The sequence below is a fragment of the Salinivibrio siamensis genome, from assembly GCF_001996005.1.
In the GTDB taxonomy this organism is placed as follows: domain Bacteria; phylum Pseudomonadota; class Gammaproteobacteria; order Enterobacterales; family Vibrionaceae; genus Salinivibrio; species Salinivibrio siamensis.
Genome location: NZ_MUFB01000010.1, coordinates 1 through 14,118, shown reverse-complemented (window position 1 = coordinate 14,118; position 14,118 = coordinate 1). Strand labels below are relative to the sequence as shown.

The 14,118-nt window shown below is 49.1% G+C and carries 10 protein-coding genes; 6 read left to right on the top strand and 4 right to left on the bottom strand.

All coding sequences use genetic code 11. The features are described 5' to 3' along the window. Positions 1-47 precede the first annotated feature (47 nt). The 6 genes from BZG73_RS16245 to BZG73_RS06795 all read left to right on the top strand — a co-directional run bounded on the left by BZG73_RS16245 (position 48) and on the right by BZG73_RS06795 (position 8,178). Entirely contained in the window at positions 48-1,157 is a 1,110-nt protein-coding gene (locus tag BZG73_RS16245; protein ID WP_077667926.1) for a M23 family metallopeptidase, read from the top strand. Between the two features lie 382 nt (positions 1,158-1,539). Further along, positions 1,540-3,369, top strand: a complete 1,830-nt coding sequence (locus tag BZG73_RS06815; protein ID WP_077667925.1) for a M4 family metallopeptidase — start codon at positions 1,540-1,542, stop codon at positions 3,367-3,369. Positions 3,370-3,639: 270 nt separating this feature from the next. Continuing rightward, positions 3,640-4,374: a substrate-binding periplasmic protein gene (locus BZG73_RS06810; protein ID WP_077667924.1), complete on the top strand. Its 735-nt coding sequence runs from the start codon at positions 3,640-3,642 to the stop codon at positions 4,372-4,374. 65 nt (positions 4,375-4,439) lie between these two features. Next, a complete protein-coding gene (locus BZG73_RS06805; RefSeq protein ID WP_046075781.1) occupies positions 4,440-5,990 on the top strand; it encodes a methyl-accepting chemotaxis protein in 1,551 nt (516 codons plus the stop codon). Positions 5,991-6,017: 27 nt separating this feature from the next. After that, a complete protein-coding gene (locus tag BZG73_RS06800) occupies positions 6,018-6,749 on the top strand; it encodes a substrate-binding periplasmic protein (protein WP_077667923.1) in 732 nt (243 codons plus the stop codon). A gap of 73 nt (positions 6,750-6,822) precedes the next feature. After that, positions 6,823-8,178: a diguanylate cyclase domain-containing protein gene (locus BZG73_RS06795; protein WP_077667922.1), complete on the top strand. Its 1,356-nt coding sequence runs from the start codon at positions 6,823-6,825 to the stop codon at positions 8,176-8,178. 152 nt (positions 8,179-8,330) lie between these two features. Here the strand turns inward: BZG73_RS06795 and BZG73_RS06790 are convergent, their stop codons facing one another. The 4 genes from BZG73_RS06790 to BZG73_RS06775 form a co-directional block, all read right to left on the bottom strand. Then, positions 8,331-9,113, bottom strand: coding sequence for a substrate-binding periplasmic protein (locus BZG73_RS06790; protein WP_077667921.1), 783 nt, complete (start codon positions 9,111-9,113; stop codon positions 8,331-8,333). Between the two features lie 75 nt (positions 9,114-9,188). Further along, positions 9,189-10,232: an efflux RND transporter periplasmic adaptor subunit gene (locus BZG73_RS06785; protein WP_077667920.1), complete on the bottom strand. Its 1,044-nt coding sequence runs from the start codon at positions 10,230-10,232 to the stop codon at positions 9,189-9,191. Beyond that, positions 10,229-13,537: an efflux RND transporter permease subunit gene (locus BZG73_RS06780; RefSeq protein ID WP_077667919.1), complete on the bottom strand. Its 3,309-nt coding sequence runs from the start codon at positions 13,535-13,537 to the stop codon at positions 10,229-10,231. Before BZG73_RS06780 ends, BZG73_RS06785 begins: the two co-directional genes overlap by 4 nt. Before the next feature lie 121 nt (positions 13,538-13,658). Next, positions 13,659-13,952: an ArsR/SmtB family transcription factor gene (locus BZG73_RS06775; protein WP_077667977.1), complete on the bottom strand. Its 294-nt coding sequence runs from the start codon at positions 13,950-13,952 to the stop codon at positions 13,659-13,661. Positions 13,953-14,118 lie beyond the last annotated feature (166 nt).

Here is a 14,118-nt window from a genome sequence, read left to right as displayed (position 1 = left end):
CGGATCGTGCCACGCTTACTTTTCATACAATGAAAGGAGAGCATAGCATGCTACGTTTACCCCACCTTGCTACAGCCTGCGCTATTGCATTTTCAATCTCATCGCAAGCACATACATTGATGGCAAATCACGTACAAACACGCCCGATGACAAGCCTTGAAAATGTCGGCATTAATAGTCAGTTAGTCACGGAAGAAGACCTGACTTTTCGACCACGGCAGTATCCGCTCGATATCAATGCGTTTCTCGGCTCACACCTCCCACACTGGCAACCGGTGAGTGAAGCTGTCATGCACTGGAGCGGCGCATCTGGTATCGACCCGCGTATTGTGATTACAACGCTGATTACAAATGAGCCTGCTTTAGCGCAAAACATCGCCCTCGATCGGATCAGCAAACTCAAACTGCTCGAAGACATTAAACAAACGGCGGCAACTCTATCTTCTCTGTTATACCAGTCCCAAAAGCCTACTACTCAAATGGCGCATCATGCGACACAAGTGCTAGTCAGCGCACTTAATACGCCCAGTGATTGGCAAGCATGGAAAGCGCACTATCAGGCTTGGTTTAGTGATCAAAAGCCACTGGGTCAACAACGACATTCATTACGAACACAGGTTGCACCACCCACTGGGTTCATGCAGTGGCCGTGGCGTCAAGGATATGCTTGGGTTCCAAATGGTCCACATGCCCACTCGGGTTCAGGCTATCCACTTTCATCCATTGACGTCTCATACGATTGGCCTCGTTGGGGCGGGACAACCTACAGTGTCACAGCCGCACATGACGGCTATGTCACTGTGCTATCTCGCTGCCAATTACGGGTCACGCACGATAATGGTTGGGCAACCAATTATTACCACTTGGATGGGATTCAAGTGAACAACAATCAGTGGGTCAGTAAGAACACAAAAATCGGTACCTATGCTAGCCAGCGCACAGTCGCCTTGTGCCAAGGCGGTTCATCAACAGGCCCGCACCTGCACTTCTCAATACTTAAAGATGGTCGTTTCACGTCTCTGCAAGACACGGAGCTAGGTCGCTTTCAAGTACAGACAGGGCGCTATAGCTACGATGATAATTGCCAGTATACTTGGCTGACTGACACCCAGACAGGCGACAAAACCTGTATGTGGCGACGTATCAGTAATCCTTAACAAGCTGACCGCTTCATGTCCCACACATAACAATAAGGTCACTTACTTTGTGACCTTAACCTCTTTTTTAGACAGCAAGCTCATTCATCAATACTGCGGCAAATATCTCATAAATGAACAGTCATTTATTCTGTAAAGAATTATGGTCATTAATTAATAATTAACCAGCACAACTGTCATATAAACTAGTCACCATGCGTTTTCTACCTCATTGACGTTTGAAACACGCCGATACCGTAATTTATTGTTTACACTGTTAATTGTAACGAGCTTGTAAATGATTCTATTGATAGGCCACGTTAAAGATGCGAACCGACATGTTCGTCTTCCTATTGTGCAGTTGGGAAGAAAGGAATCTTTCAACAACAATTAGGGCAATAAAATGAAACTCTCTAAATTGACATGGCTTATCGCCTCTAGCGTTGTCGCTAGCACACCGGCACTGAGTGCAGAACTGATTAACGTCACTGATGATGCAATGCTAAGTCAGGTCTTAGACCAACCTGCAGGTGTTTACGCACCATCAGGTTCACAAGCCAACCCACTAGGGTTTAAAGAAGTGAAGCGTGTCACCTTGCCAAACGGCAWAGTCAAAGTGCGTTACCAGCAAACCTATCAAGGTGTGCCCGTTATTGACACGGCTGTCGTCGCGACAGAAAAACAAGGTCAACGTAGCGACGTCTACGGTACCATGGCACAAGGTGTCGCGAACGATATCACCTCTATCTCACCCGCGCTCAATAGCCAAGCGGCCTTGGAAGCCGCGAAGGCTGCTTTCACGCAGAACCAACAAACCATTACCTCTGCCCCATTTGAAAACGAGAACACTCGCTTGGTGGTCAAGCTGGATGACGAGCAGAATGCGCAGCTCGTCTATATCGTTGATTTCTTTATCGCTGGTGACGATCCAAGCCGTCCTTTTTATATGATGGATGCCAACACTGGTGAGATTCTGAAACACTGGGATGGTATTAATCATGCCACTGCCGTTGGTACAGGCCCTGGTGGTAACGAAAAAACCGGCCAATATATTTATGGGACGGACTATGATGGGTTCCCTATCGACAAAACCGGCACCACATGTACGCTAGAAAACGACAAAGTGAAAACGGTCGATCTAGAGAACGGTACCACAGGCAGCACTGCCTTCACCTACCCGTGTACAGATAGCAGTAACTACAACGACGAAAGATATGTTAACGGCGCTTACTCTGCACTGAACGATGCGCACTATTTCGGTAACGTTGTTTTTGACATGTACCAAGATTGGATGAACACCGCACCTCTGACTTTCCAGCTCACTATGCGCGTCCACTACGGCAACGACTATGAGAATGCATTCTGGAATGGTAGCTCAATGACATTCGGGGATGGCAAATCAACGTTCTACCCACTGGTCGATATCAACGTGAGTGCCCACGAGGTCAGCCACGGCTTTACTGAGCAAAACTCTGGTCTCATCTATGCAGACATGTCGGGCGGGATCAATGAGGCGTTTTCTGATATTGCCGGTGAAGCTGCAGAATACTACATGCATGATGAAGTCGATTGGGTGGTCGGTGCCGACATCTTTAAAGGCACTGGTGGTCTGCGCTATTTTGACCAACCTTCACGCGATGGCAAATCAATTGATGACGCCAGCCAGTACCGTGATGGCATGAATGTGCACTATTCAAGCGGCGTATATAACCGTGCTTTCTACCTCCTCGCTAACAAAGCAAACTGGGATGTTCGCAAAGGCTTCGAAGTATTCACCACCGCGAACCAACTGTACTGGACCGCCAGCAGCACATTTGACCAAGGTGCGTGCGGCGTAGTGAAAGCCACGCAAGACTTGGCTTACAATGCGCAAGACGTTATCGATGCATTTAATACCGTAGGCGTCGATGCAAGTTGTGGTGACAACGGTGGAAACGTGCTTCAGCCCAACCAGCCGGTTACCGGTTTAAGTGGTGGCAGCGGCAGTGAAACCTTTTTTACGTTCACAGTTGATAGCAGCCGTAACGTGAATGTGGCAATGAGCGGTGGCACGGGTGATGCCGACCTTTATGTAAAAGCGGGCAGCAAACCCACTACTAACAACTGGGACTGTCGTCCTTATGACTATGGCAACGATGAGACCTGTCGTATCAGTGCAAAAGAAGGTACCGAGTACCATGTAATGGTACGTGGCTACCGTAGCTACTCTAACGTCAGCCTTGAGCGTGATTAATCGCTCACTAACAAGCCGCTGTTTAAAGCAGCGGCTTTTTTGTCTAACTCAAAGACAAAAACGGCCAGGTTTATAGACAAAGCCAGAAATCCCCCCTGTATTTCCGGCTAGTCATCGTCTTCTCTTCTGTTGGCCCGACCAGAAAATTGTTTATTTTCATCACATTATGACAATAAAAAACGCATATTTTTCGACAAATAAACGATCACTGCGCCCACCTATTTTTATCTCGTCTACGCTTAAGGGAATGATGGATAAATTGGAGGCATTATGCTCAAGCATCTGTTCGCCATCGTTTTCTCGGCCCTTCTTCTAGCAACACCAGCTCGAGCCGATGTTCTCACCATGCCATCGCTCGAGTGGCCTCCTTATTCTGGTAAGAACTTGCCCGATCAAGGTGCGTCGGTAGCTGTTGTGCGTGCGGCTGTACAAGCCATGGGGCACGAACTTAACGTCGAATTTTACCCTTGGTCACGCACCGTGTATTTGGTGAAGAATGATGCGCAGTACGCTGGCTATTTTCCAGAATATCATTACGAAACAGATGAATTGATCTTCTCTGACCCCATAGGCACAGGCCCGCTCGGGTTCGTTGAAAACGTCAACCAGCCTATCGAGTGGTCAACCCTTGATGATCTAACTCAACATACCATTGGTGTGGTGCGTGGCTATGTCAACACACCAGAATTAGATGAGCGCATTGCAAATGGCACACTCAAATCGTCTGCGGTCACCAGTGATACACAAAATTTACAGAAAGTAGGGCGTGAACGTATCCCACTAGCCGTCGTCGATGCCAATGTGCTGGACTATCTCAAAGAGAATGATCCTGCTCTCAGTGCTGTTAAAGCCAATCTACAAATGAACAAAAAACTCTTGGTTGATAAAAAACTCTACATTGCGTTTGCAGACAATACCGAAGGGCAAAAATGGCGTGAAGTCGTCAATCAAGGACTAAAGAAAATCAATGTTGAACAGATAATGAAAGAACACCTAGGCGAATAATGATCACTCGAAGAGAAAATGGTCGCACTAAGATCGCATAACAATGAAAATGGAAGAGTAGCGCTATGTTTAAGAGTCTAAAAGCAATATTTGTCACTCAAGTGGTTATTGCTGTTTCTGTGGTATTAGGGATATCAAGTTATATTGATTATCAAAATACCAAACAGGAACTGAATAGCGCGCTTGAAACCACAGTGGAAAATGCCACCAATCGTATGAATCTCAGTTTGCCCAAAGCCATTTGGGACTTCGACCTGGAAGCGGCCAAACTCTCGATTTCTGCCGAATTAAAAGCACCCGATATCAAAGCGGTGCGAATACTGGATAATCAAGGGTCTGCCATCGTCTTTCTGCGCCTCGGGCCACCCAATGACGAGGGGCAACGCCAGCCGAAAGACATTGGCGACGGCGAAAAATCGATGTACGAGTCCATGCCCAACGAAGAAAGTGAGCTTTCATTTACCGAGTATGGTGAAACCAACAAAGTGGGGACACTTCAGGTATTCTACAACACCGACAGGCTAGAGGCGGAGTTATCCGAGACCCTCACTCGAAGCCTCATTGAGCTGCTAGTGCTCGATCTTGTGATCATCGTATTCTTAATTTTGGCCTTAACTGCCACCGTCGTTAAACCGCTCAACGATTTAACTGGGCGCGTCCGAGAACTCGCCAGTGGTGATGGCGATCTCTCTACCGTTATACCAGCACCGAAATACAAAGAATTCGCCCAGATCACCGAGCATATTAACCACTTCACCGCTTCGTTACGTGAAATCGTCAATGAAGTGACTCAAGCTTCTATCAATCTCGCTGAAGTCTCAGCAGAGAGTGGACAAATGGCGCGCACTAACGCGGAACGCTTGGAGCAACAGAAACAAAGCCTCTCTACCGTTGCTGCCGCCGCCACGCAGATGAATCAATCCATTGCCACCGTTGCGGATACGGCGAACGATGCCGCCACACGTGCAGCGGGGGCCACTGATCTGGTTAACCAAGTGTACGGCACCATTGAGAGTTCAGCCTCTGAAATCATCAATATGCGTTCAGAGATGGAGAACGTGAATGCTGAAATGCATAAACTGCTTGAGGAAGGCGAGAAAATTTCAGATGTCGTGAACGTCATCAATGATATCTCTGAACAAACCAACCTCTTGGCGCTGAACGCTGCGATTGAGGCGGCGCGTGCGGGTGAACAAGGCCGAGGCTTTGCGGTGGTGGCTGACGAAGTACGTAGTCTTTCAGTCAAAACCAGTGAGTCCACCGAGCAAATTCAATCCAACATCAAGTCGTTGAGTGAAGCGACTGAGTCGGTAGAAAAAGAGATAAAACGCATTGGTAGTATCTTAGAAAACACCGCCGGTCGTGTCTCTGAGTCGCAAGAGTCTGTCAGTCAGGTACGCGAGACCATCACGGATATTTCCGAGCGTAGTGGACAAATCTCGCAAGCCACTGACGAGCAACGTCAAGCCATTGATGAAGTGAGTCAAGCAATCAATGAAGCTTCAGAAGCAACCAATTACGTGACTGAAGGTGCACAAGAAAACGCAGCACGCACCGACAAAGTGCTTACCCTCAGTGAAGACATCAAAGCACAAATGGGGAAATTTAAAACGTAATTAAAGGAATAATAACAAGGAGAGAACATGAAAAAGCTGTTTACCGTTAGCTTGGCAATACTATTACTGGTGCCTAGTGCGATGGCAAGAACGCTGACAGCGGCTCAGGATCCGTGGCCACCCTTTGTGACTACAGATCCCAATCGGCCGGGGATTTCTGTCGAGCTTGTCAAAGCTGCGATGGCCACCCAAGGCTATGAAGTCGAGTTTAAAAACATGCCATGGGCTCGCGCCCTTGATGCGGTCAGCAAAGGGAATATCGACTTGCTTCCCGCCACTTGGCACACTGAAGCACGCACTGAGTTCCTACGTTACAGCAACCCTTATATGAGCAATCAGCTAACGTTTATTAAACGTGCAGATGACGTTTTTCAGTTCTCGAGTTTAAATGACTTACAGGGAAAAGTGGTTGGTATTGTGCGCGATTACGGCTACGGTGATGCGTTTTTGGAGGCGACGCATTTTGATAAACCTGCTGCCAATAACCTAGCAACCAATTTGAAAAAGCTGCTCGCCGATCGTATTGACCTGACCTTGGAAGACAAGGTCGTCGCCCAATCAGTGATGCAGGAAGAGGGGCTTGATAGTAACCAGTTTGCCTTTACTGACCAGGCGCTCTCAACCAACCCTTTACATATCACGAGTGGCAAAGCCAACCCCGATAGCCAGATGTTTATCAATGCCTACAACAAAGGGCTTAATACGATAAAAGCAGATGGCACGTTTGAAAAAATCCTGAAAAAATATGGCATAAACTGATCGCATATAAAAAAATTGAGTACGCTTAAGGGGGAGAGAATGTTTCTTTTCCCCTTTTTTAGCTTGGAGCAATATGGTTTTACCTCGCCGCCTTAAAACTTGGTTTATCCTTTTCACGCTCGCGTACTTGGTTGCTGCAGTAGGCGTGACGGCTCTCATTGGCGACACTATCGTCAACCGAGTCATCCAAGAAGAGCAAGAGGACATTAATCGTAAAGCCTCCTTGATACGGTCCCGGATTGAGGCGGCGATATATCATGATACCTATGTCGCTGATAGCTTGGCGACCGTGGTCACCATTGATCCGGAGTTCGCCATGGCCAATTGGGACAGTGTGGCGCAAAAACTCCTAGACAAGGCAGATTATGTCCGCAATGTGGGCCTAGCACCCGATAATATTATCAGCCATGTTTACCCTTTCGAAGGGAACCAAGCTGCAATCGGATTAGACTTTCGCTCTCGTCCAGACCAGTACCGTGCGGTATTAAAAGCGCGAAATCTTGGCGACGTTTACATCGCTGGGCCCGTAAACCTCGTTCAAGGTGGTCAAGCGATCATTGCACGGTTTCCTATCTTCTCCTCCCCGACAGATACGTCGAACTACTGGGGAGGAGTCAGTGTTGTCATTGACCATATCAAGATGCTCGGTGAAGTCGGGTTATACGATCTCAGTGGCGCCAATGTAGCCATCAAAAACAGTGAAACACTGGCTTACTTTTATGGCTCCCAATCGACAGTTGTCAATGCCGACTTTACGGTTCCGATTTCTCTACCTACTGGTGAATGGTCACTCGCCGTCGAATACACACTTAAACGCTCGCCCGAAATCTTGCGCCTAAGTATTATGATTTACGTGATCAGCTCGGGCATATTTATCGTTATTTATGGCCTGACATTACTTTTCTATCGCAGTTTTCTTATCGCGAAAAAACAAGCACTCGTCGACGAGTTAACCCAACTTCCTAACCGGCGGTTCGCGATCGAGAAACTTGATTCACTCACACAAGAGAAAAAAGAGTCCTTTGCGCTGCTCAATATCGACTTAAATGATTTTAAGAAGGTTAACGACGCATACGGTCATGAAGCTGGCGATGCATTGCTTAGCCATGTAGCCTCAGCGCTAAACCAAAGCACCCGCTCATCAGACTTGGTCGCAAGAATGGGCGGTGACGAGTTTATTGTTGTATTGCGAGATGTACACCCTAGCGATGTCAACAAAGTGCTAAAAAGCCTAAAAGAAACGGTCGAGGCCTCCGCATGTCGATGGCAGCGCTATCATATCTACCCATCGCTCAGTATTGGCTGTGTCCTCTTTAACCATCGGTCCCCTCGTGATCTAGATGAACTGATGGCCTCGGCAGATCAAGATATGTACAAAGCAAAATCAGAGAAAAACACATCCGGACTATCCATTAACGCCATCGGTTGATTGAAAGAGAGCACAACCCATTTTTTCATGCTATAGACTGGGTTTACACCCAACTATTAAAACGACTGTCTGTTGGTCTTTCTACTACAATGTTTATCAACAATAAAAAAGAGGTGACGCATCACCTCTTTTTTTTATTTTTTAATAACCATTTATTTAATATAAGTATCGAGAATAGACTGTAATTCACCGGCGTTACGCATTGACTCAAACCCGGCATCCAGCGTGGCTTTTATTTCCATGGCTTCTGGATGCTCACGCGAGATCATCATGTGGAACTTATCCCCACTGTTGCCCGGAATAGGCTCAGCTTTCATACCACCGGCGAGATAATCAGTCCCTTGGGAAACTTTAAATCCAGCCAATATTTCGTAACGCGCCAAGAAGACATCACAGCGTCCTGCTTCCGTTTTTTGCACGAGCTGTTCGAAACTTTTTGCTGATTTTCTGACTTTACTGTCGTCAACACCAAAACCGGTATAATTATAGCCAAGTAAGCCACACATTCTTAGGCCGTTTAAATCGTCCACTGAGTTTATATTCAAGCCATTAGGATGTTGGCTTGTCGAATAAATATAGCTAGGCTGTAACGTATAGTAATAATCAGTAAGAAGATAATTTTTATCCCGTTCTTCGCTGTACGAAGCACTGAGGGCGATATCATAGTTGCCGGCCTTCGTTTGCAGTACACAACGTTTCCAAGGAGGCAATTCGACCGAAACATCGACCCCTTCTTTGCCGAATATCGCGTCAAGGACGTCAACATCATACCCTTGCACTTGTCCGCCTTTTTCAAAGGTATATGGTGGCCAACCAGCACCGTCTCCACAGGCTTTGAGTGATGATGTCTCTAAAGCGAGCGCTGGCCCAGATAGTAGGGAACCAGTGAGTGCTGTCGCGGCGATTGCGGTTGCAGAAAGTGTCGCTATTTTCATAGTGAACTCCTTTTAGGAAAACTCACCTTAAGTATTGACGATATTCTCCATAATGCGACCTGAATCACTGCATTTTTACGGATTCAATATAACCACCTCGCCAGGCTTTAACCCCTTACGTACGCGTCCTTGCTGTGTGAGCGATACCAGCCGTGTGCTCACCTCACCCGCATCGAGCACCTTCACATAGTTAAGTTGTCCAATTTGATAATACGCATTGCTCGGTAAGTAAAGCACAGGTTCGGACTTTTGTGACACGGTCACTTTTGCAAACATGCCTGGCAGCAAGCTATCGTTAGGATCCGAATGAGGCAGTGTCACCACGACACGATAACTACGTGAGCTCGCATCGGCGGCGGGCGTCATCGTGCGCACCATACCTATCAGCGTTTTATCATAGGTGGGCAATTCAACCGTTAACGATTGGCCAATCGCCACAAAAGGCAAAGCAGACTCAGCCATATTCACCGCCGCTTCAATACTGGCAGGGTTATACAGCGATAACATCGCCGCGCCCGGTGTTGCCGTATCACCTTGGTTGATGATCTTTTCCGTGATCACGCCTGAGAAAGGCGCTCGCACCAGACTAAAACCAAATTGGGTTTCTGCCTCGTCCACCGCAGCAAGGGCGCGGCGATAATCAGACTGCGCCGTTTTTAAGCGGTTTTCCGCTTCATCAAACTGAGATTGAGGCACCAGCTTTTTCGCCAACAAGGTCTCCATTCGGCGGTAGTCACTGCGCGCGGTATTCAATTGCGATTGCGCCGAGGCCAAGGCTTGTTGCACTTGGCGAACTTTGGCACTGAGGTCGGCATTATCTAAACGCAGTAATACATCGCCTTGCTCAACGCGGTCACCGACATCAACCAACACTTCCGCGACGGTGGCCGTCATCCGCGCTGCCAGCGTGGCGTTTTGTCGTGCCACTAGCTTACCCGAGAAGGTACGCGTTTGCGGCTGTTCGACCGCTTCCAGTGTTAGCGTTTTCATATCGCTTGCGACAGGTTTGGGGGGCGATTCTGACGCCACTTTCTCGGTAAAGGCGCCAGCCATCGCCAAAAATAACACCAATAACCCAGTGCCTAGCACCAGTGCGAGTAAGCCTTTTTTTGCCTTCATGCATCCTCTCCTTCTACTGATAAGCCATGGGTCGGGTGATGTTGATACGCAAGGTTGTACACCACAGGCACAACCAGCAAGGTAAACACGGTAGACGCGGCAATGCCGAAAATAATTGCCCACGCTAAGCCATTGAAAATAGGGTCGAGGGTGATAATCACATTCCCCAATAAGGTGGTGCCGGCAGTGAGCAAAATAGGCCGCATTCGCACTGCGCCCGCTTGTACTAGGGCTTCACTCAGCGCCATGCCTTGTGCAAGTGACTGTTGAATAAATTCAATTAACACCAGTGAGTTACGCACCACAATCCCTGCCAATGCAATCATGCCAATCATCGCGGTGGCGGTGAATAGCGCCGGGTTTGGGTAGCCGTTGATCTCACCGCTTAAGCCATTGAGCAACCAAAAACCCGGCATGATGCCAATCACGGTCAGCGGGATCGCGAGCATAATAATGCCCGATACCGCCGGTAGCCCAGTTTGTATCAGCATCACAATAAAGACGCCCAGCAGTGCCGCACCATAGGCAATCCCCAGATCGCGGAAGACATCAATGGTGATCTTCCACTCTCCTTCACCACTCCATACCACCTCGATACCCTCATCAACTTGCCAGCCATCACCCCCGCCATTATCCAGATAACTACGCGCTGATAGCGGGCGAGCACTATCCGATTCAGGTTGATTAAAGTCGGCCATCACATCGGCGACTACTTCGCCCGGCACGCGTCCAGTGGGTTCGGCGTACACATACACGACGGGGCGCAAATTTTTATGATAGATGGGCTGATCAACCGGTTGCCGCGTAAAATGACCGAGCTCACTCAAGGCGACCAGCGGCTGCGGCGCATCCACCAAGGCACCTTGAATCGATTGTTTAGCCACCCCAGCCCGACCGCGTACGTGCAGTGCAAGCAGCGCATCAAGTTGATCACGCGCATCTGGCGCAAGTTGCAGCCTCACGGGCAAGGGATCCATTTCATCGGCATCCGCTAAATGGGCCAGCGTGACCCCTTGGTTCGCGGCCCTGAGCGCTTGGTTGATGTCGGCCACGGCAATACCCGACAAGGCGGCTTTTTCTTGGTCCACCACAAACTGCCAGCTCGATAAAGACCCTTGAATACTGGTGCTCACTTCTGACACCAAGGCTTCACGCTTTAATCGCTCGGCCACCTGCGTCGCTTGCGCTTGCAGGGTTGAATACGGCGTGCTTGGTGAGCCATACACTTCCGCGACAATGGTTGCCAGCACCGGCGGCCCCGGCGGCATTTCCACTAATTGCACCTCGGCATCATAATTTGCTGCAATGGCTTCTAATTCATCACGCATGCGCGTGACCAAGCCATGCGATTGCAACGTGCGCCGGTGCTTATCCACCAGCACCACACGCAGTTCACCCTGGTAAGGCGCTTGGCGAGTAAAGTAATGTCGCACCATGCCATTAAAATCCATCGGTGAGGCGAGCCCGGCAAAGCCGGATACCGACACCACCTCGGCTTGCGTTTGTAGATAACGGTTCATTTCTCGCAGCACGTTGGAGGTATCAACATGATTGGCGGTTTCCGGCAAATCCAGTACCACCTGAAACTCGTTTTTATTGTCATACGGCAAGAGTTTGAGTGGCACGAGACGCAAAGCAGGCAGCAGAGCGGCGATGACGAACAACACGCCCACTAGCCATAAAAACGCTTTGGCGCGACGATTACTCTCGAGCAATGGCAGCAACACGCGTCGGTAGCCACGGTACAGCGGCGTGGTCTCTATGCGATAGTCATCACCTTTATTGGAGGCGCGGACAATTTTTTTGGCGAGCCAAGGGGTGACTAAAAACGCCACCAAGGTACTGATCACCACACTGACCGGCACATTGAATGCCAGCGGTGCCATATATGGCCCCATCATGCCGGTGATAAAAAACATCGGGGTGAACACAATCACAATCGCCACGGTCGACATGATCAATGCGCGTTTGATTTCCAACATCGCCAGCACAATCGTGCGTCCACGGGGCTTATTATCATGGGTCAGGTGCCGTTCAATGTTGTCGATACTGGCAATCGGATCATCGACAATCAGCCCTAGCGCCAAGATTAACGCAAACAAGGTGACGCGGTTAATTGAGTAGCCAAAGGCTAAATCCAGCCCTAATGCCGCGCCATAACTGATTGGGATAGCAATCGCCACCACTAAGGCACTGCGCCAGTTTAAGAATAAACCAACAAAGACCACCACGGTGAGCACCGCAATACCGAGGCTGGATACCAAGTTTTTTACTTTGGCATCGGCGGTTTGGCCGTAATTGCGAATGATCTCGACGCTCACGCCCTCGGGAAATTGTGTGGCGACCAGATGATTGAGCGTGGCGGTGATATCCTCGGCCACGCTCACCGCGTTCGAACCTTTTTGCTTGGCCACCGAGAGAAACACTGCTGGATGCGGCTGGCTATCATCGGTCGATTGGATCCAGGTATCTGTGGTGGACTCTTGCGCGCCGTCGGATAATTCGGCTACATCCTGCAGGTACACAGGTTTGCCATTAACCACCGCCACCACTAAATGGCGTATCTCGTCAAGGCTTTGATACCACTGGCCGGTTTTTAATACATAGCGCTCACCCTGATGCTGAATATCCCCGACATCGCGCTTTTGATGGCTTAATGAGAAGGCATTGGTGAGATCGGACACGCTGATTTGATAGCTAGCCATAGCCGCAGGATCGAGCGTGACCAATACCTGCCGCGGCACACCACCTACCACCTTCACCGCATTGGTTTCGGGAAGGGCTTTAAGATCCAAGGTCGCCTGCTCGGCAATGCGTCGCAGCGCATAATGGTCGAGCTGGTCAGGGTTTTCGCTACGCAGTGCCGCAATCACAATCGGCACATCATCAATTTCCACCGGCTTGATTGCCCATTCGCTCACCGCGGCTGGGATCGCATCTTGATTGGCGTACAGCTTGTTATAAAGCTTCACCAAGGCTGCCTCGCGATCTTCACCCACGTAAAAGCGCACCGTGACCAACGCGGAGCCTGCTTGGGTGGTGGAATACACATACTCCACCCCATCAATTTGACTGACTTTTTTCTCCAGAGGCTGCGTCACCTGCTTTGCCACTTGTGGCGCACTCAAACCGGGCGCTTGTACCACCACATCTGCCATTGGCACCACGATTTGCGGATCTTCTTCTTTGGGTGTAAGCCACAGCGCCGCCGCCCCGACCAGCAGTGCGAGCACGATGAGGATAGGCGGGAAGAAGCTATTCATTACTCGGGTGATCAGCTGACCTTGTGGCTGGGCATCTCGCATATTCGATCCTTTGGCTGATGTCAGTAACGACAAGAAAACGATAGGTAAAATGGCTGAATGTTAATTAACTTAGTGCATCGACGGGCAATGAATGTGTGCTGATCTCTAAGATTCAGACACATCAGGCACAATAGAGCCGCTGCAAGGTGGCGATAATCGCCGCGACGTAGGGATCATTGAGCTGATAAAACACCTGCTGGGATGACTTGCGCACCTTAACCAGTTGATGCCGCTTTAACACGCTAAGGTGCTGGGAAAACGCCGACTGACTGAGCGACGACCCTTGCAGCAATTGCCCCACGGAGCGCTCTCCGGCCAAAAGCTGGCACAGCACAATTAAGCGCTCAGGATGGGCCATCACTTTCAACATGGTCGCCACCAAAGACGCTTGCTCACGCATGGCAACAATGTCCATGTCAGGTATGCTTTCTGTCTCAAACGGCACGCTTGACTCTGCCATCGCCTACTCCTTTCTCGCCAATACTCATAGCTTAGCGCGCCATTTTATTTAGTCAATTCTAATTTAGTTTAAATATAATTAGACTTTTCTAAATTTTAAATATAATTAGACTTTTCTAAAT